This is a genomic window from Streptomyces sp. NPDC057702 (assembly GCF_042799315.1).
GTDB lineage: Bacteria > Actinomycetota > Actinomycetes > Streptomycetales > Streptomycetaceae > Streptomyces.
In genome coordinates this window covers 15521-31937 of the sequence record NZ_JBHVJC010000033.1, presented here as the reverse complement: position 1 = coordinate 31937, position 16417 = coordinate 15521, and the positions used below count along the sequence as shown (strand labels likewise).

General features: G+C 72.2%; 14 protein-coding genes. 9 read left to right on the top strand and 5 right to left on the bottom strand.

Going from position 1 to position 16417, the window contains the following annotated elements:
- Nucleotides 1–620: 620 nt before the first annotated feature.
- Nucleotides 621–2087 carry a rifampin monooxygenase gene (gene rox / locus ACFVFR_RS24295; protein ID WP_383705152.1) on the top strand — a complete coding sequence of 489 codons (1467 nt, stop codon included), beginning with the start codon at nucleotides 621–623 and terminating at the stop codon, nucleotides 2085–2087.
- A 44-nt stretch (nucleotides 2088–2131) separates the two neighbouring features.
- Here the strand turns inward: rox and ACFVFR_RS24290 are convergent, their stop codons facing one another.
- Nucleotides 2132–2746 carry a histidine phosphatase family protein gene (locus ACFVFR_RS24290; RefSeq protein ID WP_383705149.1) on the bottom strand — a complete coding sequence of 205 codons (615 nt, stop codon included), beginning with the start codon at nucleotides 2744–2746 and terminating at the stop codon, nucleotides 2132–2134.
- Nucleotides 2747–3015: 269 nt separating this feature from the next.
- On the opposite strand from ACFVFR_RS24290, the gene ACFVFR_RS24285 reads away from it, so the two are divergent.
- The 3 genes from ACFVFR_RS24285 (at nucleotide 3016) to ACFVFR_RS24275 (ending at nucleotide 5263) form a co-directional block, all read left to right on the top strand.
- Nucleotides 3016–3663, top strand: coding sequence for a helix-turn-helix domain-containing protein (locus ACFVFR_RS24285; protein ID WP_383705147.1), 648 nt, complete (start codon nucleotides 3016–3018; stop codon nucleotides 3661–3663).
- Between the two features lie 190 nt (nucleotides 3664–3853).
- Nucleotides 3854–4723, top strand: a complete 870-nt coding sequence (locus ACFVFR_RS24280; RefSeq protein ID WP_383705145.1) for a hypothetical protein — start codon at nucleotides 3854–3856, stop codon at nucleotides 4721–4723.
- A 204-nt stretch (nucleotides 4724–4927) separates the two neighbouring features.
- Complete coding sequence (locus ACFVFR_RS24275; RefSeq protein ID WP_383705299.1) at nucleotides 4928–5263, top strand: DUF2516 family protein; 336 nt, start codon at nucleotides 4928–4930, stop codon at nucleotides 5261–5263.
- Between the two features lie 256 nt (nucleotides 5264–5519).
- On the opposite strand, the gene ACFVFR_RS24270 is transcribed toward ACFVFR_RS24275, so the two are convergent.
- Together ACFVFR_RS24270 and ACFVFR_RS24265 are read right to left on the bottom strand one after the other, a co-directional pair.
- Nucleotides 5520–6791, bottom strand: coding sequence for a PP2C family protein-serine/threonine phosphatase (locus ACFVFR_RS24270; protein ID WP_383705143.1), 1272 nt, complete (start codon nucleotides 6789–6791; stop codon nucleotides 5520–5522).
- Nucleotides 6792–7551: 760 nt separating this feature from the next.
- Nucleotides 7552–8610, bottom strand: coding sequence for an NlpC/P60 family protein (locus ACFVFR_RS24265; protein ID WP_383705140.1), 1059 nt, complete (start codon nucleotides 8608–8610; stop codon nucleotides 7552–7554).
- A 681-nt stretch (nucleotides 8611–9291) separates the two neighbouring features.
- On the opposite strand from ACFVFR_RS24265, the gene pstS reads away from it, so the two are divergent.
- From pstS to pstB, 4 genes are all read left to right on the top strand, one after another.
- Nucleotides 9292–10410: a phosphate ABC transporter substrate-binding protein PstS gene (pstS, locus tag ACFVFR_RS24260; protein ID WP_383705138.1), complete on the top strand. Its 1119-nt coding sequence runs from the start codon at nucleotides 9292–9294 to the stop codon at nucleotides 10408–10410.
- A 132-nt stretch (nucleotides 10411–10542) separates the two neighbouring features.
- Nucleotides 10543–11550 (top strand): phosphate ABC transporter permease subunit PstC, encoded by a 1008-nt coding sequence (pstC, locus tag ACFVFR_RS24255; protein ID WP_383705136.1) that lies wholly within the window; start codon nucleotides 10543–10545, stop codon nucleotides 11548–11550.
- Between the two features lie 91 nt (nucleotides 11551–11641).
- The gene (gene pstA / locus ACFVFR_RS24250) at nucleotides 11642–12724 is read left to right on the top strand and encodes a phosphate ABC transporter permease PstA (RefSeq protein WP_383705133.1); all 1083 of its coding nucleotides are present in this window, start codon (nucleotides 11642–11644) and stop codon (nucleotides 12722–12724) included.
- 56 nt (nucleotides 12725–12780) lie between these two features.
- Nucleotides 12781–13557, top strand: coding sequence for a phosphate ABC transporter ATP-binding protein PstB (gene pstB, locus ACFVFR_RS24245; RefSeq protein ID WP_383705131.1), 777 nt, complete (start codon nucleotides 12781–12783; stop codon nucleotides 13555–13557).
- Between the two features lie 519 nt (nucleotides 13558–14076).
- Here pstB and ACFVFR_RS24240 read toward each other — a convergent pair.
- Together ACFVFR_RS24240 and ACFVFR_RS24235 are read right to left on the bottom strand one after the other, a co-directional pair.
- Nucleotides 14077–15075: an anion permease gene (locus ACFVFR_RS24240; protein WP_383705129.1), complete on the bottom strand. Its 999-nt coding sequence runs from the start codon at nucleotides 15073–15075 to the stop codon at nucleotides 14077–14079.
- A gap of 6 nt (nucleotides 15076–15081) precedes the next feature.
- Entirely contained in the window at nucleotides 15082–15702 is a 621-nt protein-coding gene (locus tag ACFVFR_RS24235) for a DUF47 family protein (protein ID WP_349993760.1), read from the bottom strand.
- A 394-nt stretch (nucleotides 15703–16096) separates the two neighbouring features.
- Between ACFVFR_RS24235 and ACFVFR_RS24230 the strand changes: the two genes are divergently transcribed.
- On the top strand, nucleotides 16097–16411 hold the full coding sequence (locus ACFVFR_RS24230; protein WP_383705297.1) for a metal-sensitive transcriptional regulator: 315 nt from the start codon (nucleotides 16097–16099) through the stop codon (nucleotides 16409–16411).
- The last annotated feature ends 6 nt before the right edge of the window (nucleotides 16412–16417 follow it).

The window sequence follows — 16417 nt, the reverse complement described above, 5'->3', positions numbered from 1 at the left end:
GAGCCGACCACCCGCCCAAGAACATCGCCACGACACACCGACCGCGCAACTCCTTATCGACCCCGCGCGAGCGGGGGGCGGGCCCGCGACGCGAGATGCCCGCGCGACAGCCGGAAGGGCACCCCGGCGCGTCAGGGCGGCGAACGGCGCCGCATGACACCCCAGGACGCCGAACGGCGGCGAAGAGCACCACGGCACGGCAGAACGCGTACGAAACGGCGGCACGGTGCGGCACGGAACCGCGCAGAAATCCGCGCGGGCGGTCGCATTCCGGGGGACCTGAAACGCGGGGAAAGCACGGAACGCGTCGAAAGCACGGGCCGCCGGACCACGCGGAACGCGGACAGCTCACGCGATATCGCGCCGGGGAAAGACGGTGGTCGACCATTCGCCGCCAAGGAGGTCACGCCGCCGTCAGACCGGCGGATTCCCGCTCCTCGCCACTGTCAACATATAGCGCACCGGGGGGCTTGCGGCAAGGCCCGGGGCATCCCGCACTATTGCCGACCGAGGCCGGTGACCAGGCAGTTCGGTGCCGTACGCGGTACGCGCCGGGTGGCGCGTACGCCACGGTGGCGGGTGGGTCGGCCGGTGGAGCACTTTCGTCCCAGGGGGATTTCTTGATTGACGTCATCGTGGTCGGCGGCGGGCCGACCGGGCTGATGCTGGCCAGTGAATTGCGGCTGCACGGCGTACACGTGGTCGTGGTGGAAAAGGAGGCCGTGCCGCCCACGCATTCGCGCGCACTCGGCCTGCACGCGCGCAGCGTCGAGCTGATGGACCAGCGCGGACTGTTGGAACGGTTTCTCGCGCTCGGGCAGCGGTTCGCGGTCGGTGGTTTCTTCGCCGGCATCGACAGGCCCTGGCCCGAGCGGTTGGACACCGCGCACTCCTACGTCCTGGCCATTCCGCAGAGCACCACCGAGCGCCTGCTGGCCGAGCGCGCCGTCGAACTCGGCGTCGACATCCGGCGTGGCCGCGAACTCGTCGGGCTGCGCCAGGACGCGGACGGGGTGAGTGTCGAGTTGGCCGCCGAGGGTCCGGGCGGCACGGGGGACGCGGGCGGCGGGGGCGGCGCCTCGCTGCGCGCGCGGTACGTCGTCGGCTGTGACGGGGGCCGCAGCACGGTGCGCAAGCTGCTCGGCGTCGGCTTCCCCGGCGAACCGAGCCGGACCGAGACGCTGCTGGGCGAGGTGGAGGTGACCGTATCGCCGGAAGAGTTGGCGGAGGTGGTGGGTGAGGCCCGTAAGACCTGCGTCCGGTTCGGCACGATGCCGCTCGGGGACGGGGTGTACCGGCTGATCGTGCCCGCCGACGGGGTGAGCGTGGGGCGCGCGGCACCACCCACGCTCGAAGAGTTGAAGGCCCGGGTGCGGGCGGTGGCCGGCACCGACTTCGGCGCGCACTCGCCGCGTTGGCTCTCACGCTTCGGTGACGCCACGCGGCTGGCCGAGCGCTACCGGACCGGCCGGGTGCTGCTGGCCGGCGACGCGGCCCACATCCACCCGCCGACCGGCGGGATGGGGCTCAACCTCGGCATCCAGGACGCGTTCAACCTCGGTTGGAAGCTGGCCGCCGAGGTGGGCGGTCGGGCACCGGCGGGGCTGCTGGACAGCTACCACACCGAGCGGCACCCGGTGGCCGCCGCCGTGCTGGACAACACCCGCGCGCAGACCGAGTTGCTCTCGGCCGAACCCGGCGCCGTGGCCGTACGCCGGCTGGTCCGGGAGCTGATGGGGTTCGAGGAGGTCAACCAGTATCTGATCGAGAAGATCACCGCGCTCGCGGTGCGCTACGACTTCGGCGAGGGCCACCCCCTGCTCGGCCGGCGCCAGCGCGACGTCGGGCTGAAGCGGGGCCGCCTGTACGGGCTGCTGCACGGCGGGCGCGGGCTGCTGCTCGACCAGACCGGTCGGCTCCGGGTCCCCGGTTGGGCCGACCGGGTCGACCACGTCGTGGACACCAGTGAGGAACTGGCCGCCCCCGCCGTGCTGTTGCGCCCCGACGGCCACGTGGCCTGGGCCGGCGACTCGCAGCGCGACCTGCTCGCCCACCTGCCCCGCTGGTTCGGGCCCCCGACCGACTAGGCCCCCGGGGATCGGCCCGGGGTGGCGCGGGCCACGGCGGGCCGTCAGACGTGGAGTTCGGGCGGGAAGCCGGTCCACCGCAGTTCCGGCGGCAGGTGCCGGGTGTCGTTGGAGACGAGCACGGCGGACGGCCGGCCGGGCGCGTAACGGATAACCGTCAGCGCGGCGTTGGCGTGGTTCTGGCCCAGCCAGCGCCAGGCGGGCGCGTCGAGGGCGGCCCCGACCAGCCAGCCGACGAGGAAGTTGTGCGTGATCACCAGCTCGTGCCGGGGCCGGTCGCCCTCGACCGGCCCGGTGAACAGCGCGAGCGCCCGCCGGGCCAGCTCCGGGCCCTGCTCGCGCTCGGCGGCCGGAATCCGCGCCAGGAAGGCGAGCAGGCGCTCGGCCGCGTCCGCCGGCAGTTCGTCCGCCGCCGGCACGTGGGGGACGTAGTCGCCGGCCACCTCCGACGCGTACAGCGGTACGTCATCGAGTTGGGCGGCGACCAGCCGGGCCGTCTGTCGGGCCCGGGGCAGCGGCCCGTGGTGGATCGCCGACAGCGGCGTACCGCGCAACCGCTCCCCCAGCAGCACCGCCTGCCGCCGGCCGGCGTCCGTCAGGGCCGTCTCGTCCGCCGTCGCCTCACCGTGCCGCGCCAGATAGAGATACCGGTCAGCCACCTCCGCCACCCCCGTCCCTCCGTCCACGTCCGTGATCAGGTACGTGGGGGAGGGACGCGGCCACCGCCCCCTACGGTTCCCCCGAGGCGACCCGGAGGGCGGCTGTCCGGTCTCTCCGAACCTGAGCCAGGGCAGCCCTCTGAGCTGGGGTGCCTCAGGTTCAGCGAGATTTCGGGCGCCCACTTGTCTCGCTCAGGGCCCGCGTGGGACGCACCACTTTTGCAAGCGTCCGCTTGCAAAAGTTAGCGGCGGGGGGCAGCATCGCCGTCATGGGAGCACTGAACGTGGGCAACCTCGGCGAGTTCCTGCGCGAGCAGCGGCGCACGGCCCAGCTCTCGCTGCGGCAGCTCGCGGACGCGGCGGGGGTGTCGAATCCGTACCTCAGCCAGATCGAACGCGGCCTGCGCAAGCCGAGCGCCGACATCCTCCAGCAGCTGGCCAAGGCACTGCGGATCTCCGCCGAGACGCTGTACGTCCAGGCCGGCATCCTCGACGCGCGGGACCGGGCCGAAGCCGAGGTCACCAGCGCGATCCTGACCGACCCGACCCTCACCGAGCGGCAGAAGCAGGTGCTGCTCCAGATCTACGAGTCCTTCCGCAAGGAGAACGGCACCGAGCCGGGCCGCCCGACTCCCGCCCCGGGACGCCACAGACCCGCCGCCGACGCCCCGGCCACCGCCGCCACGCCCGGCCTCGCCACGTCGGCCGCCACCCCCCGCGACCGGATAGCCGACGCCGCCGACAGCGGCCCCCGGCACCACGCGAGCGGCGCGCCCGACGACACCGCCGCGCCCCACCCGGACGACTCGACGCCCCCGCGCCCCGACGGCGCGACCAGCGGCGACCCGGCCGACCGCGACGGCCCGACCGGCACCGGCCCGACCAGCGACGACCCGCAGGCCGGCCGGCGCGGCTGACCAGCTCGATCACCCCACTCGCCCCACCCACGGCACGGCCGGCAACCGCCGCCCGCGTCCGACCCGACCCCGACCACTCGGCGCCCCCGCCCCGCCCACCCCGCACGACGGCACCCACGCCACAGCGGCGGACGCGCACGCGCCGCCCACCCGCACGGCACACCCTGATCCATCCGGGAGGACATCCGTCATGGCCAGCACCGACGATCTCCGCAAGCGCATCACCGACCCGACCCCGCTGTACGTGGTGGCGGGCGCCGCCGACCTCGCGGCCGAGAAGCTGAAGGAGGCCCCGGCACTGTTCGACAAGCTGCTCGCCGAGGCCCCGGAGCGGATCGCGGCCGTCCGGGACACCGACCCCAAGGCCGTACAGGAGCGGGTCTCCCAGCAGGCGCAGCAGACCCAGGCCAGGGTCAGCGAGCTGCTGAGCGGCCTGGACACCGACATCAAGAAACTGCGCGAGACGGCGCAGGACCTCACGCTGCAGGGCGTGGGCCGGGTCGCCGAGTACGCGGTGCGGGCCCGTGACACCTACGACGAGCTGGCCGTACGCGGTCGGGGGGCTGTGCGGACCTGGCGCGGTGACGCCGCCGACGAGGAGCCCGAGGTCGAGGCCGCGCCGAGCGAACTGAGCACCACCCGGGACACGCGCCCCGCCCGCACCCGCCCCACCCACCGCATCGCCACCCCGCCGCCCACCACCCCCTCGGGTCGCACAGCGAAGGCCCGCGCGGCCCAGCAGGCCCCCGCGCCCACGGGCGAGACCCAGACCCGGGCCGGCGCGGTGAGCGCGAGCGAGGCCAAGGGCGTCGGCGCCGCGAAGGTCAACGGCGGCGCGAACGGCGGTCCGGTCGACGGCGGGGGCGCGCGGCGCGCGAACGGCACGAGCGTCACGGAGGCAGGCGGCAGCGCCCCGGCCGCCCGGCCCGCCCACGAGCGACCCGGCGGCGAGCGGACCGCGCCCGCCACGCCGCCGGCCGGTGACCAGGACGCGACCCCGGCCGCCGGGCCGACCGGCGGGTCGGCGACGGACCAGCCCGCGCCCAAGCCCGCGGAGTGACGACCGCGCCCGCCGCGCCCCCGACCGGGAACCCGCGCCGACGGGGGCCCGGCGGGGGTGCGGGGGACGGCGGGACCACGGAGACGCCGGTCTGGTGGCGGGCCGCGCGTGCCCCGCGTGCGCGTTCGTCCGTACGGGTACCGTTGCCGCTGACACGCCCGACGGACGCGACGAACGATCACTACATCTCAGGCGGTGGATGACGTGCTGGTGCAGGGATTCAACGAGCTTTTGTACTGGGTCTCCTGGGGCCTGCTGCTCTTCAGCCTGTTCGCCTTCATCGACGCGGCGACCCGCCGCGAGGACGCGTACCGGGCGGCGGACAAGCAGAGCAAGCCCTTCTGGCTGATCCTGTTGGGTATCGCGACGGCATCGAACCTGTTCCTGCCCGTGATCTCGTTCATCCCGATCATCGGGCTCATCGCGACGATCGTGTACATGGTGGACGTGCGGCCGGCGCTGCGGCAGGTCTCCGGTGGCCGTGGTCGGCGCGGTGGCTCCAGTTCGGACGGCCCGTACGGCCCGTTCAACGGCCGCTGAGCCCCGCGCGCGGAGCCGGCGCGCCGTACGAGGAGCCGGCTGACCCCGCGCGCCACACCCCGACTTCCCCCACGGCCGCCCCACGCGGCCCGCGCCCCCACCGAGAGCGCACCCGCCGAGAGCGCACCCGCCAGGCCGCCCCGCCAGGAGCGTCGTCGCCGCGAGCGCCGTCGCCACGGGTCAGCCCCTGGCCAGCCCCGGCCCACGGCCCGCTCCCCCGCGCGGGCCCGCCCCGAGCGCGCGGCCCGGGGCCGCGTCACGCGTCGCCGCTGCCCAGCAGCAGGACCGCCACGTCGTCCGTCAGCTCGCCGCCGTTGAGCTCGCGCACCTGCGTCACCGCGGCGTCCAGCAGCGTCTCACCCGTCAGACCGGCCGCCCGGAGCGCGCCGATGAGCTCGACCATGCCCTCCTCGCCCAGGCGGTCGCTGCCCGCGCCGACGCGGCCCTCGATCAGCCCGTCGGTGTACATCATCAGGCTCCACCGCGAGCCGAGTTCCACCACACGACGCGGCCAGCGCGCGCCCGGGAGCAGGCCGAGCGCGGGGCCGCCGTCCTCGTACGGCAGCAGGCTCGGCGGCTGCCCGTGGTGGGCCAGCAGCGGGGCGGGGTGGCCGGCCAGGCACAGCCCGGCGCGGCGGCCGTCGGGGTCGATGTCCACCGTGCACAGCGTCGCGAAGATCTCCTCGTCGTCCCGCTCGTGCTCCAACACCTCCTGGAGCGTGCCCAGCAGGGCGTCCCCGCTCAACCCGGCGAGCGTCAACGCCCGCCACGCTATGCGCAGTTCGACGCCGAGCGCCGCCTCGTCCGGGCCGTGCCCACACACGTCGCCGATCATCGCGTGCACGACCCCGTCGGGCGTGCGCACGGTGTCGTAGAAGTCCCCGCCGAGCAGCGCGCGGCTGCGACCGGGCCGGTAGCGGGCGGCGAAGCGCAGGTCGGAGCCCTCCAGGAGCGGGGTCGGCAACAGCCCGCGCTCCAGGCGGGCGTTCTCCCGCGCGCGCAGCCGCGACTCGCTGAGCTGGCGGCGCGCGCGGTCGGCGCGCTTGCGCTCCACCGCGTACCGCACCGCGCGGCTGAGCACCCGGTCGTCCAGCTCGTCGCGGAACAGGTAGTCCTGGGCGCCGACGCGCACCGCCTCGGCCGCGCGCTCCGCGTCCTCCTCGGCGGTCAGCGCGAGCACGGCGTGCCCCGGGGCGATGCGCAACACCTGGCGCAGCGTCTCCAGTTCGTCGGTCTCGCCCTCGCACGCCTCGCCGTCGTCGGGCCGGGGCAAGGCCAGGTCCAGGACGATGCACTGGGCCTCGTCGGTGAGCAGCCGTTCCGCCTCGGTGAGGTTGCGGGCCGTCCTGACCCGGACCGGCTTGCCCTCGGCGTCCACCAGTTCCGGCATCGCGAGCGCCCCGGCGGGGTCGTCCTCGATCACCAGCAGGCTGATCCCGGGGTCCGGCAGCGGGCCCGGCGGCTTGGGTAACGCGGCAGCCGATGCCTCTCGCTGGCGCGGCACGGGTACGGGTGCCGGTACGGGCATCGATCCATTTCCTTGTCTCCCCCGAGACGCGTCGCGATCCGCCCCCGTCCATGGCGCCTGGCCACGGTCGCGGTCGGCCCGTGGTGCCTGACGCGTCGCGGCTGTCCCATGGTGTGGGGGGCTTTCGGGCCCGATCGTCGCGCCCCGTCGGCCGCGCGGAGCGGGCGTCGGTACGCGGGTGGCCGGGCTCCGGGCGGCATGTGACCGCCCGCCCCGACCACGCGCGCCGCAACCGTCGGTTCGGCTGGGCCCGGGTGCGGCCGGGTGCTGCCTGGCGACCCTAGCGAACCCTGACGGCACAACGGAATGCCACCCGGCACGCTGGCCAGGGTCATATGCCGTGGCCCGTACGGGTATGGGCGGACCACGGACCGGGACGGTTACGCGCCAATGGGGGGCTCCCCCTCCCCCTCCCCCCTCCCCGCCCCTCCCCCACCTCCCGCCCCGACCGGCCGTCAGGCGAAACCGCACCCGCAGCGGCCCGGCAGCCCAGCGACCCAGCGCCCCGGCGGCCCACCGCCCGGTCAGCCCAGCCGCGCACCCCTCACACGTCCGCGTCCCCGCCCACAGCCGCGGCCCGGCCGCGCCCGGCCGCCGCCCCTCTCCCGCCGCCGCTCCTCTCCCGCCGGCGCCTGGTGGTCACCCTCCCTCGCCGCGCCCCGGCCGGGTGTCCGGCGCGCGTCGGTGGCCCGGTCCGGGGTCGCCGAGCGGGACGGCCGCCGCGCCGGGAGGGGGCCGCCGCGCCGCCTGGTGGGGTGCGTCAGTCGCGGGGCGCGTCGGGGCGCACCACGCCCAGGATCTCCATCGAGCCGGCGCCCGCCAGGGTCACGTTCCGGCCAGGGCGCGGGGCGTGGACGATGGTGCCGTCGCCCACGTACATCCCGACGTGGCTGGCGTCCCGGTGGTAGATGATCAGGTCGCCCGCGCGCATGTCCTTGATGTCCACCCGGGGCAGTCGCTTCCACTGCTCCTGTGACGTGCGGGGGATGGTCTGGCCGGCCGCTTCCCAGGCCCGCAGGGTCAGCCCGGAGCAGTCGAAGGTCCCGGGGCCCTCGGCGCCCCACTCGTACGGCTTGCCGATCTGTTCCGTGGCGAAGGCGACCGCCCGCTCACCGGCCGGGCTCGCGGTGGCCTTGGCGCCTTTGAGCGCGCCCGAGCGCAGCCAGGTCGACTGGGCCTTGGCCGCCTTCCTGGCCTCCAGCTCGCGCAGCCGCTCGCGTTCCTCGGCGGCGAGCTGGGACTCCAGCTTCCTGGCCGCGTCCAGCTTGCCCTTGACGTTCTTACGCGCCGCGTCCCGCTGGGTGCGGGTCTGTTCGAGGCGGGTCCACTTGGCGGTGGCGTCCTTGGCGTACCGGTCGAGCTGGGTCTGGGTGCGGGCCAGGCTGCCGAGGACGCCCTTGGTGGCGTGCTGGCCCTTGCGGACGAGCGCCACGCCGTCCAGGAAGCCCTCCGGGTCGGTGTTGAGCAGCACCCGCGCCTCGGGGGGCATGCCGCCGCCGCGGTACTGGGCCCGTGCCATCGCCCCGGCCTGCTTGCGCAGCGCGGCCATCTCCCGCTGGGCGGCGCTGACGGACGTCGCGATGCGGCCCAGCTCCTTCTCCTGCGCGCGCTGCCGCTCCCGCGCCAGGTTGTACGCGTCGGTGGCCCGCTCCGCCTCCTGGTAGAGGGCCTCGACGCGGCGGTGGACCTCCGCGAGTTCCTCGGCGCTCCTGGGTCTGGGCTTGTCGGGGGCCGCCTGCGCCACCCCGGGCGTCGCCAGTATCCCGACCACCGCGCACACCAGCGCCGTCGCGCTCACCAGCCCGCGTCCGGAGCGCACCCCGCTCCGTCCGTACCTCTCCCGCTCCCGTCGCACCGGTCGGCCTCCGTTTCCCCGCGCGATCACCGGACCTACTGACACGTAACGCCGGATCGTGCCATGTCACGCCCACAAACGACAGGGCTGTGGAAAAACCCTGAGGGGAGCCGGACCACCTTCCCCCACACGGACCACCTCGGGCTCTCCCGCCCCACCCAACGGGCCCGTCGCCCACCGCCGACCCGTGCCCCGCCCCCGGCCACTCCGGCGCGCACCGCACGGCGCCCGCACCCGCCCTCGCGCCCCGGGGCCTGGACGCCACCCCGGCGCCCCGCACCCCAGGCCCCGGATCGCACACCCGAACCTCGCGCCACACCCGTACGCGCCGACCCCAACAGGCCACCAACGACCCATCGCCGCGCGGACACCCCCGCACCACCGAAGGGCCAGCTCAGCACCACTGATTCACCCCCTCCGTCGGGTTCTCCGGGAAGGCCACCACACCGATGGGTGAGGTTCACCCCCCGTTCACTCATGCCAATCGACGGCTTCACCTGATCTGCCTAATTTCGGCCTTACGCAGTGCGAGTCGCACCAATCAGTGGGCGTCGCGCCAGGCAGTTACTTACGTAGTCCCTGCCACGTCATCGACTCTCTTCGCACGCCGTCCCCACCGGCGGCTTCTGGAAGGAACTCCCGAAAGTGAAGCTTCAGCGCAAGAACCGGCTTCGCGCCATCGCCGCCGGTGCCCTCGCCGTGTCCGGCGCCCTGGTCCTCACAGCGTGCGGCTCGGACGACAACAGCGGGGACGGCGACAAGAAGACGTCCACCGGCGCGATCAAGTGCGAGGGCAAGGGCAACCTCCTGGCCTCCGGTTCGTCCGCGCAGCGCGACGCCATGGACCTGTGGGTCAAGAACTTCGGCAACGACTGCAAGGACATCAAGGTCAACTACAAGGGCACCGGCTCGGGCGCCGGTATCCAGGAGTTCCTGCAGGGCAAGACGCAGTTCGCGGGCTCGGACTCGGCGCTGAAGCCCGAGGAGGTCGCCTCGTCGAAGAAGGTCTGTAAGGACGGCCAGGGCATCAACCTGCCGATGGTCGGCGGCCCGATCGCGATCAGCTTCAACGTCAGCGGCGTGGACAAGCTGACGCTCAACGCCGAGACCGTCGCCAAGATCTTCGACTCGAAGATCACCAAGTGGAACGACGAGGCGATCGCCAAGCTCAACCCCGACGCCAACCTGCCCGACCTGAAGATCCAGGCGTTCCACCGCTCGGACGACTCGGGCACCACCGACAACTTCACCAAGTACCTCAAGGCCGCCGCCCCCTCGGCGTGGCCGTACGAGCCGGCGAAGGCGTGGGCGGGCAAGGGCGGCCTGTCCGCTGACGGCTCCTCCGGTGTCGCCGCGCAGGTCAAGCAGGTCAACGGCGCGATCTCGTACTTCGAGCTCTCGTACGCCGCCTCCAACGGCACCAAGACCGTCGACCTGGACACCGGCTCCGGCACCGCCGTCCCGGCCACCGTCGAGAACGCGTCCAAGGCCATCGCCGAAGCCAAGATCGTCGGCACCGGCAAGGACCTCGCGCTGAAGCTCGCGTACGACACCAAGGCCGCGGGCGCGTACCCGATCACCCTGGTCACGTACGAGATCGCCTGCGACAAGGGCAACGACAAGGGCAGCCTGGAGGCCCTCAAGTCCTTCCTCGGCTACACCGCCAGCGAAGGCGGCCAGAGCTCGCTGAAGGAGCTCGGCTTCGCTCCGCTGCCGACCGAGGTCGCCACCAAGGTCCGCGACACCGTCGCCACCCTCTCCTAACCCCGAGCGCGGCTGGTCCCCGGTAGCTCGCACCCCAGGTGGGCGTGCGGCACCGCACAGGGGGCCAGCCGCGCCTTCCGGTGCACCGCCGCGCCAGGAGCCGCAGCCAGGCTCCGCAGACCGGAGAAACACATGGACATAACACCCACCTCCCCCACCAGTCCGCCACCCGAGAAGCAGCCGCCGCTCGCGGCGGAGAAGGTGAACTCGGGCAAGGCCACCCGGCCCGGTGACCGGATCTTCCTCGGCCTCTCCCGGGGTTCCGGCATCGCCCTGCTGGTCGTCATGGCCGCCATCGCCATCTTCCTGACCGTCCGGGCCGCCTCGGCGCTCGGCAGGAACGAGGGCAACTTCCTCACCACCTTCGAGTGGAACGCCGACGGCGCCAAGCCCTCCTTCGGCATCGCGGTCCTGCTCTTCGGCACCGTCGTCAGCGCCATCATCGCGATGGCCATCGCGGTCCCGGTGGCCGTCGGCATCGCCCTGTTCATCTCGCACTACGCCCCGCGCGCGATCGCCGCGCCGCTCGGCTACGTCATCGACCTGCTCGCCGCGGTGCCCAGCATCGTCTACGGCCTGTGGGGCGCGCTCTTCCTGGTGCCGCACCTCGAAGGGCTCTACAAGTGGTTCGACGACTACCTCGGCTGGACCGGCATCCTCGCGTACGACGACACCACGCCGCGTTCGCTGTTCACCATCGGCATCCTGCTGGCGATCATGATCCTGCCGATCGTCACCAGCGTCAGCCGTGAGGTCTTCCTCCAGGCCCCGAAGATGCACGAGGAGGCGGCGCTCGCCCTCGGCGCGACCCGCTGGGAGGTCATCCGGATGTCGGTGCTGCCCTTCGGCCGCTCCGGCATCATCAGCGCCTCCATGCTGGGCCTCGGCCGCGCGCTCGGTGAGACGATGGCCGTCGCCACCGTGCTCTCCACCAGCTTCGACATCCAGGCCAGCCTGCTCAACCCCGGCGGTGGCACCATCGCCCAGAACATCGCGAGCGGCTTCAAGGAAGCCAACGACGACGGCCGCGACGCCCTGATCGCCTCCGGTCTGGTGCTCTTCCTGCTCACCCTCGTCGTCAACGGCGCCGCCCGCCTGATCGTCGCGCGCCGCAAGGAGTACTCGGGGGCCAACGCATGAGCCACGCCCCCCTGGCCACCCAGCCGCAGACGGACCAGCTCGCCGCACCTTCGCGCCGTGTGGGCGGAGAGATCATCGAAAGGTGCGGGGCATGAAGAACAGCACCCTGGTCGACAAGACCGCCACCCCCGACAGCGCCCCGCGCCAGTCGTCGCTGTACCAGCCGCGCCTGCCCGTCTGGTCGCCGATCGCCCTGGTCGCCCTCTCGGTCGCGCTCGGCTGCGGCATCGGTCTCGCCGCCGACCTGGACAGCAGGATCCAGTGGGGCCTGATATCGGCCGTCCTGTTCGTGGCCATCACCTTCGCCCTCACCGCCCAGGTGGAAGGCAAGCGGCAGGCCAAGGACCGGCTGGCGACCAGCCTGGTCTGGGTCTGCTTCGTGCTGGCGATCGTCCCGCTCGCCTCGCTCATGTACGAGACGATCAACCGCGGGCGCAAGGTTCTCGACGGCGCCTTCCTGTCCCACTCGATGAACGGCGTGCTGACCACCCAGCCCGGTGGCGGCATCTACCACGCGATCATCGGCACCCTGGAGCAGGTGGGCATCGCGACCCTGATCGCCGCCCCCATCGGCCTGCTCACCGCCGTCTACCTGGTGGAGTACGGGCGCGGGAAGCTCGCGAAGGCGGTCACGTTCTTCGTGGACGTCATGACCGGCATCCCCTCGATCGTCGCCGGCCTGTTCATCCTCAGCCTGTGGATCATCATCCTCGACTTCGACTACTCGGGCTTCGCCGGTGCCATGGCGCTGGCCATCCTGATGATGCCGGTCGTGGTCCGCTCCACCGAGGAGATGCTCAAGCTCGTCCCGAACGAGCTGCGCGAGGCGTCACTGGCGCTCGGCGTGCCCAAGTGGCGCACCATCCTCAAGGTGGTCCTGCCCACCGCGATCGGCGGCATCACCACCGGCGTCATGCTCGCCGTCGCGCGCATCGCCGGCGAGACGGCCCCGATCGTCCTGCTGGTCTTCGGTGAGAAGGTCATCAACAACAACCCGTTCGAGGGTGCGCAGTCGTCCCTGCCGTTCTACATCTACGAGCAGTGGAGCCTCGGCAACGAGGCGTCCTACGACCGGGCCTGGGCAGCGGCACTCGTGCTCATCGCCTTCGTCATGATCCTGAACCTGGTGGCGCGCGGCATCGCTCGCTGGAAGGCCCCGAAGACCGGCCGCTGAGGCCCCGCATTCCGGCTCCGCCGCCGCGGGGTCGACGTAGAAAAGAAGTGATTGACATGGCCAAGCGCATCGACGTCAGCGGCCTGACCGCGTACTACGGCTCGCACAAGGCCATCGAGGACATCTCGATGACCGTCGAGCCCCGCTCCGTGACCGCCTTCATCGGCCCCTCCGGCTGCGGAAAGTCCACCTTCCTGCGCACCCTCAACCGCATGCACGAGGTCACCCCCGGTGGCCGGGTCGAGGGCAAGGTGCTCCTGGACGACGAGAACCTCTACGGTTCCGGTGTCGACCCGGTCTCCGTGCGCCGCACGATCGGCATGGTCTTCCAGCGCCCCAACCCCTTCCCCACCATGTCGATCTTCGACAACGTGGCGGCGGGGCTGCGCCTGAACGGCTCGTACCGCAAGAGCGAGCTGAACGACGTCGTCGAGAAGTCCCTCAAGGGCGCCAACCTCTGGAACGAGGTCAAGGACCGGCTGAACAAGCCCGGCTCCGGCCTCTCCGGTGGCCAGCAGCAGCGTCTGTGCATCGCCCGCGCGATCGCGGTCGAGCCGCAGGTGCTCCTGATGGACGAGCCGTGCTCGGCGCTCGACCCGATCTCCACCCTCGCCATCGAGGACCTGATCGGTGAGCTCAAGGAGCGCTTCACGATCGTCATCGTGACGCACAACATGCAGCAGGCGGCCCGCGTGTCGGACCGTACGGCCTTCTTCAACCTCGCCGCCGTCGGCCAGCCCGGCAAGCTCATCGAGATCGACGAGACCGAGCGGATCTTCGCCAACCCGTCCGTGCAGGCCACCGAGGACTACATCTCCGGCCGCTTCGGCTAACCGGCCCGGCGCCCGCCCCGGAGCACACCACACGGGGCGGGCCGAGAAAGAGCAGCTTTGCGGTGCTGCATGGCGGTGCCACCGCAAGGCGAAGGGCCCGCCCCCTGGCTCCCGGGGGGCGGGCCGCACCGTCCTCGACCCACGCGCCACCACCGACCCACCACCCCGGCCCGGCCCGGCCACACCGAACCGGCCAGCCGAACGGCCCGCCCCCGGCAGCCAACCCCCGGCGGTCGAACCCGGTCACCACGCCCGGCCCCGATCCGGCCCCCGGCCGCTTCGGCCCCGCCAACGCCCCGGCCGCGCCCCGGCCCGCGACGGCTGACCCCAGCCCACCGCGACGCACCACACAGCCCCACCGACCCACCCGCCAGGCCCACCCGGCGACCCGCCCCACACCGGCCCCGCACGCACCACGGGCCCCCGCGACAGATGTCGCGAAGGCCCGTGTTCCCCCGTGCGCGCCGCGTCAGGCGCGCGGACGAAGGTGGTACGCCGTCCTCGACGGCGGCCGGCGGATCAGCCGAAGGCCAGTTGGACGACCCAGTAGCTCAACGCGGCGACCACCGCCGCGGCCGGCATCGTGATGAACCAGCCCACGATGATGTTCTTGGCGACACCCCAGCGGACGGCGTTGATCCGTTTGGTGGCGCCCACGCCCATGATTCCCGAGGTGATCACGTGCGTCGTGGAGATCGGCGCGTGGAACATGAACGACGCCGTGTACATCACCGAGGCGGCCGTCGTCTCGGCCGCGAAGCCCTGCGGCGGGTCGAGCTCGATGATGCGGCGACCCAGCGTGCGCATGATGCGCCAGCCGCCCGCGTACGTGCCCAGCGAGAGCATCAGCGCACAGACGATCTTCACCCAGACCGGGATGGGGTCGCCCGCATCCTCCACGTCGGCGATGACCAGGGCCATCACCACGATGCCCATCGTCTTCTGCGCGTCCTGAAGACCGTGTCCCAGCGCCATGCCCGCCGCCGAGACGGTCTGCGCGATACGGAAGCCGCGCTTGGCCTTGTGCGGGTTGGCGTTCCGGAACATCCACATGATCGCGACCATCACGAGATAGCCGAGAACCAGGCCGACGACCGGCGAGACGAACATCGGGATGACGACCTTCTCGATCACCCCGGACCAGATGACATCGATGCCGCCGGCCAGCGCGGCGCCCACCATGCCGCCGAACAGGGCATGCGAGGACGAGGACGGCAGACCGAAGTACCAGGTGACGAGGTTCCACGCGATCGCCCCGACCAGCGCGGCGAAGAGGATGCCCATCCCCTTGTCGCCCTCGGGCGTCTGGATCAGCCCTTCACTGACGGTCTTGGCGACCCCGCTGCCGAGGAAGGCGCCGGCCAGGTTCATCACCGCGGCCATGGCCAGCGCGGCACGCGGCGTCAGCGCCCGGGTGGACACCGAGGTCGCGATGGCGTTGGCGGAGTCGTGGAAGCCGTTCGTGTACGTGAAGAAGAGCGCGACCCCGATGGTCACGACGAGCGCGAAGGTGTCCACCGGGGGTCAGGACTCCTTGACCGCGATGGTCTCGACGGTGTTGGCGACGTGCTCGAAGGCGTCGGCCGCCTCTTCCAGCACGTCCACGATCTGCTTGAGCTTGAGCACGTCCATCGCGTCGTACTTGCCGTTGAACAGATGGGCCAGGAGCTTGCGGTGGATCTGGTCCGCCTGGTTCTCCAGCCGGTTGACCTCGATCCAGTACTCCGTGAGGTTGGTCATGGTGCGCAGGTTCGGCATCGCCTCGGCCGTCAGCTCGGCCGCTCTGGCCAGCACCTCGATCTGCTGCTCGACGCCCTTGGGCAGCTCCTCCACCTGGTAGAGGACGACCAGGTCGACGGCCTCCTCCATGAAGTCCATGATGTCGTCGAGCGAGGAGGCCAGCGAGTAGATGTCCTCGCGGTCGAAGGGCGTGATGAAGGACGAGTTGAGCTGGTGGAAGATCGCGTGGGTGGCGTCGTCGCCCGCGTGCTCCGCTGCCCGCATGCGCTCGGCGATCTCGGCCCGAGCGGAGGAGTCCGCCCCGAGCAGTTCCATGAGGAGCTTGGAGCCGGTCACGATGTTGTCCGCTGACGCGGCGAACATGTCGTAGAAGCTCGTCTCCCTGGGGGTCAGACGAAAGCGCACTGGGGCATCCTCTGGGTGCAGCGGATTCGGTCTCGTTGATGCTAGGCACAACATCCGGCCATGGCTAACCGGCATTCCACCAGTGTCGCCTATCGGGCAGAGTGCCTATAACGGGGCCCGGCCGCCATCAGCTCCATTCGGTACCATGTACCCCGTAGGGGTATATGAGGCTCTCACCGGTCGAAAGGACGCCATGACGACGACGGCAGCCGACAGCGGGGCCGCCCGCGATGGCGACCAGCCCCAAGCTCCCAGCGACGCCCTGCCCGCCACCACCTCAGCCGAAACCGGCGAGGTCACGGCGGCGACGCAGGTCACAGTGTCCCGCGCCGACGGCGCCCCCGACCAGACCCGTGACACCACCGTGTCGTGCGCGGGCCACGGGGCCGGGACCCTGCCCGGCGCCTCGGCGGGCAGCCCGCCCGGACCACACGGGTACACCAAGCAGCGCGACCAGCACCTCAAGCGGCTGCGCCGCATCGAGGGCCAGATCCGTGGCCTGCAACGAATGGTCGACGAGGACGTCTACTGCATCGACATCCTCACCCAGGTCTCGGCCAGCACGAAGGCGCTCCAGTCCTTCGCCCTGCAACTCCTCGAAGAGCATCTGCGGCACTGCGTCGCGGACGCCGCGGTGCGCGGCGGGGAGGAGGCCGACACCAAGGTCGCCGAGGCCACGGCCGCCATCGCCCGACTGCTGCGCACCTGACGCGCA

Excerpts from the sequence above, each read along its gene's own strand:
- ACFVFR_RS24285 (WP_383705147.1), top strand. The coding sequence starts at position 3,016 with ATGGGAGCACTGAACGTGGGCAACCTCGGCGAGTTCCTGCGCGAGCAG.
- ACFVFR_RS24280 (WP_383705145.1), top strand. The coding sequence starts at position 3,854 with ATGGCCAGCACCGACGATCTCCGCAAGCGCATCACCGACCCGACCCCG.
- ACFVFR_RS24270 (WP_383705143.1), bottom strand. The coding sequence starts at position 6,791 with ATGCCCGTACCGGCACCCGTACCCGTGCCGCGCCAGCGAGAGGCATCG.
- pstC (WP_383705136.1), top strand. The coding sequence starts at position 10,543 with ATGGACATAACACCCACCTCCCCCACCAGTCCGCCACCCGAGAAGCAG.
- pstA (WP_383705133.1), top strand. The coding sequence starts at position 11,642 with ATGAAGAACAGCACCCTGGTCGACAAGACCGCCACCCCCGACAGCGCC.
- pstB (WP_383705131.1), top strand. The coding sequence starts at position 12,781 with ATGGCCAAGCGCATCGACGTCAGCGGCCTGACCGCGTACTACGGCTCG.